The following is a 13,509-nucleotide window of genomic DNA, read 5'->3' on the forward strand; positions in this document are numbered from 1 at the left end:
TGCTTCGGACAGCGCGACCATGTCTCTCGAGCCTCCCGCGACGCCTCGGTGCCCGGGCCGCCCGAATGGCTGGGAAACAGGTGAATGCGGTCCGTATCGATACCCAGTTCACGCAGCCACACGACAACGGCATGCATCGAACTGCCGGACAGGCCGGGACCCTCGTCGACAACGGCGAAACGCGCCGATGGATTGTTCTTCCAGGTGGTGATCGACCGCGGATCGGCGTTGATGTGCCGGTGGAAGGGATGGCCGATCGGACGAACGCTGAATGGCGCCGGCGCGCCAATCGAGGCCGCCACCATAGCTGCCAGCCCAAGGCCAATGCTGCGGACACCGATCACGCATGTGTTCGCATCGAGACCCGACTTCTGCGCCGCGTCCAAATAGCTTTCGGGATAAAGCGCATAATGCGCATAACCTTCGGCAGAGCCGGTCAGAACCTCGGCCTGACAGTCGAGCCCGGCCAGCAGTTTGAGAAGTCCCGGATCGATGCCACCGCCGACGGCGAAACCGCTTCGCCACGACTTCGCCACCTCTGCCGCAAGTCCGACCAGCAGCCTGGCGCCTTGCTGTTGCCGTGGCGAAAAAGTGTCGATGCCGCAGGTTTCGAAATCGACATCGGCAAGCGCCTGAACCAGCTCCGACACGCTGATGAACAGTCGGACCAATGCAGCATGGCGTCGGATGCCATGAGACATCCGATTAAGTCTTACGGCCCTTTCGCCTGCTGCTTGGCGAAGCTGTTGTGCGTTCTGCGTCCGCTTGTGGTCGCCGTAGACGATCATCGATCGGTTTCCAATGCTTGCCGTGCGGCAACGCATCGCATGCGGCTTCGATCCATGGTGTCTCGCGCAATTTTTCGATGGGCGGAGGAACATTCCGGCAAGCTGATGGTTCGGCGCCAGGAACTTACCTTTGAACAACATAGGGTGGCGGTTTCGTGGGATCGAAAAAGGTTCGTGTTGGTATCGTTGGGGTCGGCAATTGCGCATCCTCCCTCGTGCAGGGCCTCTCGTTTTATCGTCACGCTAAAAGCAACGAACCAATCCCTGGGCTGATGCATGCCGACCTCGGCGGCTACCATGTCGACGACATCGAGATTGTCTGCGCATTCGATGTCGCCAAGAGCAAGGTTGGCCTCGACGTCGCGGAAGCGATCTATGCCGCCCCCAACAACACGTTCCGCTTTGCCGACGCGTTGACAACCGGCGTTCGTGTCGAGCGGGGACCGACGCTGGACGGGATCGGCAAATATTTGCGTGACGAGATTGAAGAAGCTCCGGAGCCGGTTGCCAATGTCAGCGAGATCCTGCGCGACAGCAACGCTGACGTGCTGGTTTCCTACCTGCCGGTGGGTTCCGAGGAGGCGACCTGCTTCTATGCCGAATGTGCACTTGAGGCCGGCTGCGCCTTCGTCAATTGCATACCCGTTTTCATCGCCTCACGTCCGGAATGGCGCCGGCGCTTTGAGCAGCGAGGACTGCCGCTGGTCGGCGACGATATCAAGAGCCAGGTCGGCGCGACCATCGTGCACCGGTTGCTGGCCAATCTCTTCCGCGAACGCGGCGTACGCATCGACCGCACCTATCAACTGAATTTCGGCGGCAACACCGATTTTCTCAACATGCTGGAACGCGAGCGGCTGGAATCGAAGAAAATCTCGAAGACGCAGTCCGTGGCCAGCCAGTTCGATGTCCCCCTGGAGCCGGGCAACATCCATGTCGGCCCGAGCGACCACGTACCTTGGCTGACCGATCGCAAGTGGGCCTATATAAGGGTCGAAGGCACGACTTTCGGCGGCGTGCCGCTCAATGCCGAGCTCAAGCTGGAAGTCTGGGATTCTCCAAATTCAGCCGGCGTGGTGATCGATGCGGTACGCTGCGCCAAGCTGGCGCTCGATCGCGGCATAGCCGGTGCCCTGACCGGTCCCTGCAGTTATTTCATGAAGTCGCCTCCCGAACAGTTCACCGACGCCGAAGCGCGGCAGCGCACGCTCGCTTTTATCGCAGGCAAGGACGAGCCTTTGCTCGATGCTGCGGAATGACGACGACCTTCTTTCTGATCCGCCATGCGGCACACGACAATGTCGGCTCCTATCTGGCAGGCCGGATGGACGGCGTTTGCCTCGGCAATGCCGGGAAGGCACAGGCAGCGCAGCTTGGCAGCCGCATGGCCCGAGAGCCTATCGTTGCGATCCTTTGCAGCCCGCGTGAGCGTACGCGGGAGACGGCGCTGCCAATTGCGCTCGCCTGCGGTGTCGGGGAAATCGCGATCTGCGCCGAACTCGACGAGATCGACTTCGGCGAATGGTCGGGAAAGACTTTCGATGAGCTGAATGGCGACGCCAGTTGGCGAGCCTGGAATGACCAGCGGCAAGAGGCAAGGACACCGAGTGGCGAGACCATGCAGGATGTCCAGCAACGCATTGTGTCGCTGATGACCGCGGTCCGCGAGCGGCATCAGAATCAATGCGTCGCCCTGGTCAGCCACGCCGATGTGATCAAGGCCGCCGTCTGCAACGTTCTTGGCTTGCCGGCCGGTGACTGCTTTCGCTTCGACATCGATCCCGCCTCGATCACGACGATCGTGTCGGGGGACTGGGGGGCGAAGCTGATCCGATTGAACGAAGTTGCCTGACGAGGATTTGCCGGATGCAGATGGTCATTTTCGGTCTTACCGTCACGTCGTCATGGGGTAACGGACATGCCACCTTGTGGAGGGGACTGATCAGAGCCCTCGCCCGGCGCGGCTGGTCCGTTACGTTCTTCGAACGCGACACACCCTACTATGCCGGAACGCGCGATCTTGATCATCTGAACGGCGGCAACATCGTGCTCTACCCGGACTGGGAGGACATCCGCCGGGTCGCGGAGCAAACGATCAAGCAATCGGATGTCGTGATCGTCACCTCTTATTGTCCCGACGCCGTGGACGCCTCGCGGCTGGCGCAGCAGGCAGGCCGCGGACTGCGTGTCTTCTACGATCTGGACACGCCGATCACGCTTGCCCGCATCGAACAAGGTGAGCGTCCACCCTATTTCGGCCCAGAGGGTCTCGCCGATTTCGACCTCGTCCTGAGCTACACAGGCGGCTCGGTGGTCGACGCGCTGAAGGCGGTTCTGGGCGCGCGTCACGTGGTGCCGCTCTATGGACATGTCGATCCGGATCAACACCGGCCGGCTACGCCGCGGGCCGAGTTCAAGGCCGATCTATCCTATCTCGGAACCTACGCGCCAGATCGCCAGGCGGCCGTCGAGAATCTGCTGGTTCGCCCAGCTGCGCGCTTGCCGGACCAGCGCTTCATCATCGGCGGCGCACAATATCCGCAGGAATTCCCGTGGAGCGACAACATCTTCTTCGTCAGGCACCTTCCGCCGGCCGATCACCCGGCGTTTTTCTCATCCTCTCGTCTGACACTGAATGTCACCCGCGAGGCGATGGCGAAAAAGGGCTGGTGCCCTTCAGGTCGGTTGTTCGAAGCAGCGGCCTGCGGAGTGCCTATCATAACCGACACCTGGCCGGGCCTAAGCAGCTTCTTCGAACCCGATAGCGAGATCCTGCTGGCCCACGACACCGATGACGTGGTCGCGGCGCTCGCCTTACCCGCAGGACAACTCGATGCCATCAAAACCCGTGCGCGCCAACGGGTTCTCGACGAACACACCTCTGCCCGGCGCGCGGCGGAGCTGGACCACATTCTAAACGACGCCTTTCAAAGATCTCCCGGCGAACCGATGATGGAAGCAGTCTGATGTTGGGCATTGTGCCAGCTGCCGGGCGCGGCAGCCGCATTCAACCGCTCGGCTTCTCGAAAGAGCTGCTGCCGGTCGGCAGTCGGATCGATGGACAGACCGAGCGTCCCTGCGCGGTGAGCGAGTATCTGGTGCGGCGGATGGTGCGCGCCGGCGTCGACAAGATCTGTTTCATCATTGGATCGGGCAAATCCGACATTCTCGAATATTACGCTGCCGGCTATGGTGACGCCGCTGCTCTCTTCGTGGTGCAGCCTAACCCCGTTGGACTTTGCGATGCGATTTTTCGGGCAGCGCCTCTCGTCGCTCCCGACGAGACGGCTTTGATTGGTTTGCCCGATACGATCTGGTTCCCCGAGGACGGCTTCTCGTGCCTGCCCGACAGTTCCCTATCGTTCCTGCTCTTTCCGGTGGACCGCCCGGAATTTTTCGATGCCGTGGTTCTCGACGAGAGAGATCGGGTGAAGGAAATCCAGGTCAAGCGGCAAGACGCTGCCACGAACTGGATCTGGGGGGCGTTCAAGATGCCGGGCCGGACCTTGCACCAACTGGCGGCACTCTGGCGCGAGCGGGACTGCCGCGACGAATATATCGGCACCCTGATCAATGCCTATCTGGCAGCCGGCGGTGAGGCCCGTGGCGTCAAGGCTGGGTCCGCCTATGTCGATGTCGGCACGTTCAACGGCTATCGCACGGCTCTGCGGCTGCTCGAAGAGGGCGCCGCACCCGTCCATCACCAACCCGCCACGATTACGCCAGGTGCCCGTTCGCATGTGCCTGTCGTTCCCGGCGAAGGAGCCTGATCATGCTGCATTCCCATGCCGAAATCCGTCGCCGTATCGATGCTCTCGGCCCATGGTTCCACAACATGGAATTGGCCGGTGTCGAAACCGCTCCCAACCATTTTCTCGGCAATTATCCGCTGATCAAATGGCGCAAATTCGCCGAGGCCATTCCTGCGGATCTGACAGGCAAGTCGGTGTTGGATATCGGCTGCAATGCCGGTTTCTATTCCATCGAGATGAAACGGCGAGGTGCTGCCCGTGTCCTCGGCATCGATTTCGACGACGCCTATCTGGCGCAGGCCCGCTTTGCCGCCGAGATCGCCAATTGCGAGATCGAATTCCAGAAACTTTCGGTCTACGACGTCGGCGCCCTGCGCGAAAAATTCGATATCGTGCTGTTCATGGGGGTGCTTTATCACTTGCGCCACCCCTTGCTCGCGCTCGACCTTATCCGTGAGCATGTCGCCGGTGACCTGATGATCTTCCAGTCCATGCAGCGCGGCAGCACAGATCTGCCCGAGATGGAAGAGAACTATCATTTCTGGACGCATGACCTGTTCGACCGGCCGGAATTTCCCAAGCTCCATTTCATCGAGCACCGCTATGCCGATGACCCGACCAACTGGTGGATACCCAACCGCGCCTGCACCGAAGCCATGCTGCGCAGCGCCGGATTTGAAATCGTCCTGCATCCGGAGCAGGAGGTCTATTTCTGCCGCGCCGCCGGCGACCCGGCCAGTGGCGGTCCCGTCTATCCCTCGAAAGGACAGCGCCATGATTGAAGCCGCGATGATCTGGAACGAGCCCAACAACAAATCGCATTGGGATCCCGAGCTCGACCCCGATTGGAGCCGCTTTGCCAGGATGGCGATCCTGTCGGCGGACGCAATTGCATCTGAAAACCCGGCTTTGACCAAAGTGCTCGGTGGCATCTCGCCGATAGACCCGGGGTTCATCACCCGCATGAAGGAATTCGGCGTGCTGGACCATGTCGATGCCGTCGCCGTGCACGGCTTTCCCCTCGACTGGAACCTTTGGCAGATCCAGGAATGGCCGCAGAAGATCGGCGAGATCGCGACCGTCACCGACCTTCCCATCTGGGTCAGCGAAGTCGGCGTATCGACCTTCGGCGCCGAGGAAATCCAGGTCTGGGGGCTGAAGCGCACAGCTGAATTGCTGCTCGGCAACGCACCACGCATCCAGTGGTACAGCCTCTACGATCTTCCGCGTGAATGGGAAGCAACGACGCGTCACCGCGAAGCCGAGGGCTCCTCTTATTACCGGCATTTCCATATGGGGCTGCTGCGCCAGGACGGCACGCCAAAGCCCGCGCTGGAGGAATTCGTGCGCCATACACCCGCAATGGGCCTGGTGCAGTGGTTTCATTTCGAAGATCCGCGGCTGGACGATGCCGTCGCCTGGATGAAGCGGCTGGGTGTCACCAATATGCGTACCGGGCTTTCCTGGGCGGACAGCTTTCGGCCGAATGCGCTGGAGTGGTTCGACCGGCAGATGGAAGCACTCGCCGATTTCGACGTGACGGTCACCTTCTGCTTCACACCTCAGCACCGCGGAATGCTGCCCCACCACACCAGCCCGCCGCTGGTGCCGGAGGAGTTCGCGGAATTCTGCTCGACCATGATCCGCCGCTATGCGCCCGGCATGACATCCGCCTCGCTCCCCACGCAGCGGGCCTCGGCCGCGTGAATTGCCATGCTGCCCATGCATCAGATGCCGGACTTCGCGACGCCGTTGACAGGTGGAGATGCGACGCAAGGCACCGGGACGCGACCGGGCGAGACACTCACCGTTCTCAATGTCGCCTACCCTCTCGCGCCCGTCGGACCTGACGCTGTCGGCGGTGCCGAACAGGTTCTGTCGATGCTCGATCGGGCACTGGTTCACGCCGGTCATCGATCTATCGTCATTGGTTGCCGTGGCTCCAGCGCGAGCGGCACGCTTGTGGAAATACCGGCCGAAAACGGCATGCTCGACGAGGCGGCGAAGCGCCGCGCGCAAGACGCCCATCGCAAAGCGATCGCTGCTGCCCGCGCCCGATGGCCCATCGACGTGGTTCATCTGCACGGCATCGATTTCGACGCTTATCTTCCCGACGATGGTCCGACCTTGGTGACCCTCCACCTGCCTTTGGATTGGTATCCGGCCGCGGCATTGCGCCCGACGCGTGGCGACCTCTGGCTTCATGCGGTCTCGCCCAGCCAGCAGAAAACCGCGCCACCAGGCGCTAGACTGGCAGCACCGATTCCGAACGGCGTTGACATCCAAGCACTGAACCTGCCGCAGCCGAAACGTGACTTTGCCCTGGTTCTGAGCCGGATTTGCCCGGAAAAGGGCATTCACCTGGCGCTCGATGCGGCCAAACAGGCAGGCGTGCCGCTGGTCATCGGCGGTAAGGTCTATCCCTACGAAACGCATACGCGGTACTTTCGCGACGAGATCCAACCTCTCCTCGGCGGCCGCCGCCGCTTCCTTGGTCCGCTCGGCTTCACCGCCAAGCGACGCTTTCTCAACGCAGCGCGCTGCCTGATCATTCCGAGCCTCGCAGCCGAAACCAGCTCGCTTGTGGCCATGGAGGCCCTCGCCTGCGGCACCCCGGTGGTCGCCTTTCCAAATGGTGCGCTTCCCGATGTCATAGAGCACGGCAGAACGGGCTTTCTCGTCGATAAGGTCGACGAGATGGCCCAAGCCATTCTTGCGGCGCCCCGCTTGGATACCGAGGCATGCAAGGCCGAAGCGCGACGGCGGTTTTCGCTGGAACGGATGATCTCGTCTTACATGGCTGCCTATCAGGCGCTGGCACGGCTTGGCACCGATCGCCTGCGCTTCGCAGCAACGCCGTGAACCAAGCTGTGCTGCGCAGCGAAATCATCGGTGACCTCGCCCAATTCGACGCCTTGACGCCGCACTGGTGGAAACTATGGCAGCAGAGTCCCTCGGCGACGCCGTTTCAATCTCCCGCCTGGCTGGTGCCATGGTGGGACGCATTCGCACCCGGTGAACTGGCGACGGTCGCGGTCTGGCGCGGCGGCGATCTGGTCGGTCTGGCGCCGCTTTACCTCGAGCATGGAACGGCCGGTTCGAAGCTGCTTCCGGTCGGCATTTCGCTCAGCGACTATCTGGACATTCTGGCTGTCCCTGGGATCGAAGCCGAGGTTGTCGCCATTGTCGTCGAGTCGATCCTCTCGATCGGGTGGGCGCAATGGATCTTGTCGGACTTGCCGCAGGACAGCGTCGCCCTTGCGATGACGCGTCCCGAGATGGATCGGCCGGCCGCCCATGCCGCCTGCCCCGTGCTCGCCCTCGTCGGCGACGAAACACTTGCAGGTTGCGTCCCCGCAAGACGCAGACGCCAGTTGCGTCGGGCGCGTCAAGCCGCATCAAGATGCGGCCGGATCGCGCTGTTGTCGGCAAGCGGCAGTTCGCAAACTTTCCTCGATCAATTGATCCGCCTGCACAATATGCGCTGGGCCGAACAAGGAGGCGGTGTGTTGGCCAACGCCGCCGTCGAGCAATTCCATCGGCTCTCACTTCCCTTGCTCGACGCTCACGGTCTGGTGCGATGCTGGCTGTTCGCGATCGATGGCGGAACCGTCGGCGCCTATTACGGATTTCACCACCGCGGCCGTGCCTATGCCTATCTCGGTGGCTTCGACCCTGCTTATGCCGAGGAGAGCCCAGGCGCGATCCTGATTGGCCACGCAATCGCGGAAGCGATCCGCGAAGATGCGCGCGAGTTCGATTTCCTGCGCGGCCAGGAGGCCTATAAATATGGCTGGGGCGCCGTCGACAGGTGGACGATGCGCAGGGTCTGGACGCGGAGTTGATCCATGAGTGGAACCGCACCGAAAGCCGCCCAGCGCCGGACATCGGTCAGGCTGACGGTTGAAGACTGCATGGCCGATGGTACTTGCGCCGAAGGTGTTCTCGTCAGGCTCGCGCTCCACCTGCCGTCCACAATTGGAGCAGCGGAATTGGCGGAAGTCGTGCTGAAAGTCCGTCCGGCGAATACCGGCGACGCGGCAAGACTGCGAAAAGTCGCCGGACTGCTGCGCTGCAGACCAGACGTCTTTGCCATGTTGCGAGCGACGGGTGGCGCCGTTCGGCATGAGCGCGACGAGGACGAGACGAATGTCGCTGTCGTCATGCGGCTGGCCTCCAGCTTCGATGCCGCGGCGGCGATTTCGGGAGCCGCGAGTGTCCAACTGGCATCCCTCGGCGATGAGGAAAGGCTCACAGCCACGACCGACGAAATCGTCGCATGGCTGGAAGCGCGAGAATTCACCGGAAGGGAACGGAGCGTTCTCGACATCGGTTGTGGCATCGGCCGCTTCGAGCGTGCGCTGTGCAAATCCTTCAAACGGATGGTCGGCATCGACATATCGTCGCGGATGATCTCCATCGCCTCCAAGCAATGCGCCCCGCTCGGCAATGTCGAGTTGCGACAAACCTCCGGTCTCGATCTCGCCGATTTCGACAATGCCAGTTTCGATTGCGTGCTGGCGGTCGACAGCTTTCCCTATCTGGTTCTGGCCGGCATGGCAGAGCGGCATTTCGAAGAAATTGCGCGCGTTCTGAAACGGCCGGGCTGGTTCGCCTTGCTGAACTATTCCTATCGCGGATCACTTTTCTCAGACCGAGATGATATCGGCCGTCTGGCGCAAGCTCATCAATTGCGGGTCCTCATCGACGGCGAGAAGCCGTTTCGGTCATGGGATGGCAGCGCCTTTTTGCTCGCTCGGTGAGACGGAACATTACAGCGCGATGCCAGTTCGGACGTCGAACAAGGGGCACCGACGGGTGTCCTCGCTTCGAAGGAGGCTATCATGGCATCTGGCGGTAAAAAACATTTCGGTCGCGGCAGCCAGGGCAAGGGTGCCGGCGTCGGCGCAATGACCTCCCTGGAGAAGGACAAGATCGAAGAAAACGCGGTTTTGTCGAATCGCGACAAGAAACAGCATGGCCAGGAGCGCGGGCTGGACGGCAAGCGGATCAAATCCGATCAGTATCAGGATCACGCCGCTAATCGATTGCCGAAGGACTGAACGCCACCGCGCCGTGTCCATAGCCCGCGGCGACGAAGGAGCAAGGAAATAAACCTGTGCAAGGGTCCGCTGATGAGCTTCTCGGCGGGGGACACCGCCTTGTAATGCCAGGCGCTTATCACCACACTAGGATCAAGGGACCGCTATCAAGAGAATGTGATGTCTCGTTCGAGCGACGATACCACGGATCCGCATGTCGAGATGACAGTGGATCAGGAGATTGCTTCCCTGCTGGCCGCCATCGAGCAGGAAAAGGTTCCAGACCGCCTCACCAAGCTGGCGATGGAACTGCAGAACGCACTCGTCGAGAAACGTCGGCGCGATGTGAAGAACTGACTATCTGCGGCTGTCGACCTCGACATCGAGCTGATCATCCGACAGCTGGTTTCTTCTCTCCATCAATGTCTCCAGCGAACTCTCTCCAAGGAATTCAAGGATATTGGCGCGCGCACGGTTCAGGCGGCTTTTGACCGTCCCGACCGCGCAGCCGCATATGTCGGCGGTTTCCTCGTAGCTCACTCCCAAAACGCCGATCAGCATCAGCACCTCGCGTTGGTGTTCAGGCAGCCTTTGAATGGCGCCGTGAACTTCCTTGCTCTGAACAGTCCATTCCTGTGTGGCTTCCGAAATCGGTCTCGACGACGCGCAATCGAGCAGGCCGGGCGCCTCCCGGGCAGCGATCTTGACCCGGGTGTAATAAGTGTTGCGCATGATGGTGAAGAGCCACGACTTCATCCGCGTACCGGGTTCGAACTTGTCGATGTTGGCGAGACCCTTGGTCAGTGTCTCCTGCACGAGATCGTCAGCGTCGTCGGGGACGCGGCAGAAGGTGCGCGCGAATGCCCGCAGGGCAGGTATCAGGTCAACGATGGAAACTTCATTGGTTTCCTGGTCGGCCAAAAGGCAGCCTCCGGATGACAATGCTCCAGCTCCCAGAAGAAAGAGTGTGTGAACGCAGCCCCAGCTAAATGCATGGAAGTTTGGTTCGTTCCTCGTACTGGAGACAACTCTTCATAAATTCTGCGCAGGCGGAGATATCTGTCATCCGATCGGCGCGCACCATCGCGGCAGCGGTCAAGGCTTCTCCGACAGCGGTGTCTTCAGCGTCCATTTTTTACGGGAACAAAGCCGCTCACCGGCAGTTTGATGGCTTGACCACTTCAACCTTCCGGTATCGATCGAGGACTGTCATGGCCAAATCCGCTCGCCCCTCCGCTCGCCAATCGGCAAGTGGACTGGATCAGAATAGCGTGCGCGGAAATGGCGGCGAGTTGCACCAAGTCGCCGCGGACGAAACACCTGTCCTTACGACGGCGCTCGGGACGCCTGTTTCCGACGACCAAAACACATTGCGGATCGGCGAGCGTGGACCATCGCTGATCGAAGACTCTCACTTTCGCGAGAAGATTTTCCACTTCGACCACGAACGCATCCCGGAAAGGGTCGTTCATGCCCGCGGCTATGGCGCGCATGGTTATTTCGAGACCTACCAGTCACTTGCCAAATACACACGTGCCGACATTTTCCAGCGAGCTGGTGAAAAGACGCCGGCATTCGTTCGTTTCTCGACGGTTGCCGGCAACAAGGGCTCGTTCGATCTCGCCCGCGACGTGCGCGGCTTCGCGGTCAAGCTCTATACCAAGGAAGGCAATTGGGACCTAGTCGGCAACAACATCCCGGTCTTCTTCATCCAGGACGCCATCAAGTTTCCCGATCTGATCCACGCCGCCAAACAGGAGCCCGACCGCGCCTTTCCGCAGGCACAGACGGCGCACGACAATTTCTGGGACTTCATCAGCCTGATGCCGGAATCGATGCACATGGTGATGTGGATCATGTCAGATCGCGCGATCCCGCGTTCCTTCCGCTTCATGCAAGGCTTTGGTGTGCACACGTTCCGCCTGGTCAACGCAAAGGACGAATCCACCTTCGTCAAGTTCATATGGAAACCCAAGCTCGGCATGCAATCGGTGGTCTGGAATGAGGCGGTCAAGATCAATGGCGCCGATCCCGACTTCCATCGCCGCGATCTGTGGGAGGCCATACAGGCCGGCAATTTCCCCGAATGGGAGTTGACGGTGCAACTGTTCGATCAGGCGTTTGCCGACAGTTTCGACTTCGATATCCTGGACGCAACGAAGATCATTCCCGAGGAGGTCCTCGAACCAATTCCGGTCGGTCGGCTGGTGCTCGACCGAATGCCGGACAATTTCTTCGCCGAGACCGAGCAGGTTGCGTTCATGACGCAGAATGTGCCGCCCGGAATCGATTTCTCCAACGATCCGCTTCTGCAGGGTCGCAACTTCTCCTATCTTGATACCCAGTTGAAACGACTGGGCAGCCCGAACTTTACCCATCTGCCGATCAATGCGCCGAAGTGCCCGTTCGCCCATTTTCAACAGGACGGGCACATGGCCATGCGCAATCCGGCCGGTCGCGCCAATTATGAGCCGAACTCATGGGGACTGGGACCGCGCGAGGATCCGCAGCGTGGCTTCCGTTCTTTCGCCGATGCCGAAGAAGGACAGAAAGTACGTCTGCGCGCGGAGAGCTTCGCCGATCACTACAGCCAGGCCCGGCAATTCTTCAACAGCCAGACACCACCGGAGCAGCGTCACATCGCGATGGCGCTGACGTTTGAATTGAGCAAGGTCCAGGCACCCGCGATCCGCGAACGGATGGTTTCGCATTTGTTGAACATCGATGAAACGCTGGCGACCACGGTCGCCGACAAGCTCGGCATCCGTGACATGCCCGAACCTGCCGAAGCCGCCGTTCCACCGCGCGACGACTTGCCGCCGTCGCCGGCGCTCAGCATCATCCAGAACGGGCCCGACAGTTTCGAAGGCCGCAAAGTCGGTGTCATGCTCAGCGATGGAGCCGATGTCGCGCTGTTTGAGGAACTTCGATCCGCCATCGAAGCGGAAGGCGCGGTGATGGAGGTGGTTGCGCCCAAGGTGGGCGGCGTCGAAGCCGCCGACGGCACCCACATCGAGGCAAGGCACATGATCGACGGCGGTCCATCCGTTTTGTTCGACGCGGTGGTGCTGCTGCTCTCCGAGGCGGGCGCCGAGCTGCTGGTCAAGGAGGCCGCTGCGAAAGATTTCGTGTCCGATGCGTTTGCGCATTGCAAGTTCATCGGCTTCACCCCGGGGGCCGAGCCGCTCCTGATCAAAGCAGGCGTCGCTCCCGATGCCGATGAGGGACTGACGCGGCTGGATTCGGCAGCTTCGGTATCTGCGTTTGTGCAGTCATGTCGCAAACTGCGGCTCTGGGCGCGGGAGGCGGCCGTCAAGCTTTGATGCGATGCGTCAGCTGTTTCCGTTGACGTGTCCGCAGGCCTTGGTTTGCCGCCAAACCAGCCGGCACCGCGATCTACGAGTGACTTTCCTTGGTGGACGCTTGTTGCCGCTGCTTTTCCAGGACCTCGTCGGTCCCGACCAGCTTTTTCGCTCCGCCTGAAATGGTCGTGGACACTACCGATGGCGGATCGCTCGCCGGAAAGGAATCCTCCAACCCCGCCTGCAGTTGGTCTTCGAGCGTGCGTGGTTCTTCGGAACGGCCGGGCGTTCTGCGGGTGTCTATCTTCTCAAGCGACTGTTTCTTTTTGGGCGAATCGTTGGCGTTGCGGACCAGGGCGTAAAGCTGCTCGATCGCGAATTCCTTGATCGTTTCAAAATCGGCCCGATCGTCCTTTGCCGCCTCGATTTGATCGACCATGGCTTTCTCGAAGCGGTCGAGGCTGTCGCCTCCGCAGGCATGGGAAAGGCGCAACAGGGCCTCGTTCAGCATCAACGGAGCGAAATGAGCTGAAGCTTCAAGCCTGAGTTGCCTTAAACGATCCGGAGTAGCGGCCTGCAACTTTGACATGGACAACCTCCTTTTCCCACAAGCGTCTCAACGACA

14 protein-coding genes and 1 pseudogene are annotated in these 13,509 nt (G+C 60.8%); 12 read left to right on the forward strand and 3 right to left on the reverse strand.

Annotated elements, in window-relative coordinates; all coding sequences use genetic code 11:
- A pseudogene (locus tag EN943_RS14720) lies at positions 1 to 701 on the reverse strand (hypothetical protein); the annotation flags it as partial.
- 242 nt (positions 702 to 943) lie between these two features.
- Here EN943_RS14720 and EN943_RS14725 point away from each other — a divergent pair.
- The 11 genes from EN943_RS14725 (at position 944) to EN943_RS14775 (ending at position 9,939) form a co-directional block, all read left to right on the forward strand.
- Positions 944 to 2,047, forward strand: coding sequence for an inositol-3-phosphate synthase (locus EN943_RS14725; RefSeq protein WP_127254992.1), 1,104 nt, complete (start codon positions 944 to 946; stop codon positions 2,045 to 2,047).
- Positions 2,044 to 2,640, forward strand: a complete 597-nt coding sequence (locus tag EN943_RS14730; RefSeq protein ID WP_127413112.1) for a histidine phosphatase family protein — start codon at positions 2,044 to 2,046, stop codon at positions 2,638 to 2,640. Before EN943_RS14725 ends, EN943_RS14730 begins: the two co-directional genes overlap by 4 nt.
- 14 nt (positions 2,641 to 2,654) lie before the next feature.
- Entirely contained in the window at positions 2,655 to 3,755 is a 1,101-nt protein-coding gene (locus tag EN943_RS14735) for a glycosyltransferase (RefSeq protein ID WP_127413113.1), read from the forward strand.
- The gene (locus EN943_RS14740) at positions 3,755 to 4,558 is read left to right on the forward strand and encodes a sugar phosphate nucleotidyltransferase (RefSeq protein WP_127413114.1); all 804 of its coding nucleotides are present in this window, start codon (positions 3,755 to 3,757) and stop codon (positions 4,556 to 4,558) included. Before EN943_RS14735 ends, EN943_RS14740 begins: the two co-directional genes overlap by 1 nt.
- A gap of 2 nt (positions 4,559 to 4,560) precedes the next feature.
- Positions 4,561 to 5,322, forward strand: a complete 762-nt coding sequence (locus EN943_RS14745; protein ID WP_127413115.1) for a TIGR04290 family methyltransferase — start codon at positions 4,561 to 4,563, stop codon at positions 5,320 to 5,322.
- The gene (locus tag EN943_RS14750) at positions 5,315 to 6,247 is read left to right on the forward strand and encodes a beta-xylosidase (protein WP_127413116.1); all 933 of its coding nucleotides are present in this window, start codon (positions 5,315 to 5,317) and stop codon (positions 6,245 to 6,247) included. The genes EN943_RS14745 and EN943_RS14750 overlap by 8 nt, the downstream gene beginning before the upstream one ends.
- A gap of 6 nt (positions 6,248 to 6,253) precedes the next feature.
- Positions 6,254 to 7,402 (forward strand): glycosyltransferase family 4 protein, encoded by a 1,149-nt coding sequence (locus EN943_RS14755; RefSeq protein ID WP_127413117.1) that lies wholly within the window; start codon positions 6,254 to 6,256, stop codon positions 7,400 to 7,402.
- Positions 7,399 to 8,385: a GNAT family N-acetyltransferase gene (locus EN943_RS14760; protein ID WP_127413118.1), complete on the forward strand. Its 987-nt coding sequence runs from the start codon at positions 7,399 to 7,401 to the stop codon at positions 8,383 to 8,385. Before EN943_RS14755 ends, EN943_RS14760 begins: the two co-directional genes overlap by 4 nt.
- Before the next feature lie 3 nt (positions 8,386 to 8,388).
- A complete protein-coding gene (locus tag EN943_RS14765; protein WP_127413119.1) occupies positions 8,389 to 9,303 on the forward strand; it encodes a class I SAM-dependent methyltransferase in 915 nt (304 codons plus the stop codon).
- Positions 9,304 to 9,384: 81 nt separating this feature from the next.
- Positions 9,385 to 9,603, forward strand: coding sequence for a hypothetical protein (locus tag EN943_RS14770; protein ID WP_127413120.1), 219 nt, complete (start codon positions 9,385 to 9,387; stop codon positions 9,601 to 9,603).
- A gap of 159 nt (positions 9,604 to 9,762) precedes the next feature.
- On the forward strand, positions 9,763 to 9,939 hold the full coding sequence (locus EN943_RS14775) for a hypothetical protein (protein ID WP_127413121.1): 177 nt from the start codon (positions 9,763 to 9,765) through the stop codon (positions 9,937 to 9,939).
- On the opposite strand, the gene EN943_RS14780 is transcribed toward EN943_RS14775, so the two are convergent.
- Positions 9,940 to 10,503 carry a sigma-70 family RNA polymerase sigma factor gene (locus EN943_RS14780; RefSeq protein WP_127413123.1) on the reverse strand — a complete coding sequence of 188 codons (564 nt, stop codon included), beginning with the start codon at positions 10,501 to 10,503 and terminating at the stop codon, positions 9,940 to 9,942.
- Positions 10,504 to 10,793: 290 nt separating this feature from the next.
- Here EN943_RS14780 and EN943_RS14785 point away from each other — a divergent pair, with 290 nt between their 5' ends.
- Positions 10,794 to 12,905, forward strand: coding sequence for a catalase (locus EN943_RS14785; RefSeq protein ID WP_127413125.1), 2,112 nt, complete (start codon positions 10,794 to 10,796; stop codon positions 12,903 to 12,905).
- A 73-nt stretch (positions 12,906 to 12,978) separates the two neighbouring features.
- On the opposite strand, the gene EN943_RS14790 is transcribed toward EN943_RS14785, so the two are convergent.
- A complete protein-coding gene (locus EN943_RS14790; RefSeq protein WP_127413127.1) occupies positions 12,979 to 13,473 on the reverse strand; it encodes a hypothetical protein in 495 nt (164 codons plus the stop codon).
- Positions 13,474 to 13,509: the final 36 nt, after the last annotated feature.

The sequence above is a fragment of the Mesorhizobium sp. M7A.F.Ca.US.006.01.1.1 genome (assembly GCF_003997935.1).
GTDB lineage: Bacteria > Pseudomonadota > Alphaproteobacteria > Rhizobiales > Rhizobiaceae > Mesorhizobium.

What these genes read in the sequence shown, in the direction of transcription:
- EN943_RS14730 (WP_127413112.1), top strand. Translation starts at nt 2,044, where the DNA reads ATGACGACGACCTTCTTTCTGATCCGCCATGCGGCACACGACAATGTC.
- EN943_RS14735 (WP_127413113.1), top strand. Translation starts at nt 2,655, where the DNA reads ATGCAGATGGTCATTTTCGGTCTTACCGTCACGTCGTCATGGGGTAAC.
- EN943_RS14740 (WP_127413114.1), top strand. Translation starts at nt 3,755, where the DNA reads ATGTTGGGCATTGTGCCAGCTGCCGGGCGCGGCAGCCGCATTCAACCG.
- EN943_RS14745 (WP_127413115.1), top strand. Translation starts at nt 4,561, where the DNA reads ATGCTGCATTCCCATGCCGAAATCCGTCGCCGTATCGATGCTCTCGGC.
- EN943_RS14750 (WP_127413116.1), top strand. Translation starts at nt 5,315, where the DNA reads ATGATTGAAGCCGCGATGATCTGGAACGAGCCCAACAACAAATCGCAT.
- EN943_RS14755 (WP_127413117.1), top strand. Translation starts at nt 6,254, where the DNA reads ATGCTGCCCATGCATCAGATGCCGGACTTCGCGACGCCGTTGACAGGT.
- EN943_RS14765 (WP_127413119.1), top strand. Translation starts at nt 8,389, where the DNA reads ATGAGTGGAACCGCACCGAAAGCCGCCCAGCGCCGGACATCGGTCAGG.
- EN943_RS14770 (WP_127413120.1), top strand. Translation starts at nt 9,385, where the DNA reads ATGGCATCTGGCGGTAAAAAACATTTCGGTCGCGGCAGCCAGGGCAAG.
- EN943_RS14775 (WP_127413121.1), top strand. Translation starts at nt 9,763, where the DNA reads ATGTCTCGTTCGAGCGACGATACCACGGATCCGCATGTCGAGATGACA.
- EN943_RS14785 (WP_127413125.1), top strand. Translation starts at nt 10,794, where the DNA reads ATGGCCAAATCCGCTCGCCCCTCCGCTCGCCAATCGGCAAGTGGACTG.
- EN943_RS14790 (WP_127413127.1), bottom strand. Translation starts at nt 13,473, where the DNA reads ATGTCAAAGTTGCAGGCCGCTACTCCGGATCGTTTAAGGCAACTCAGG.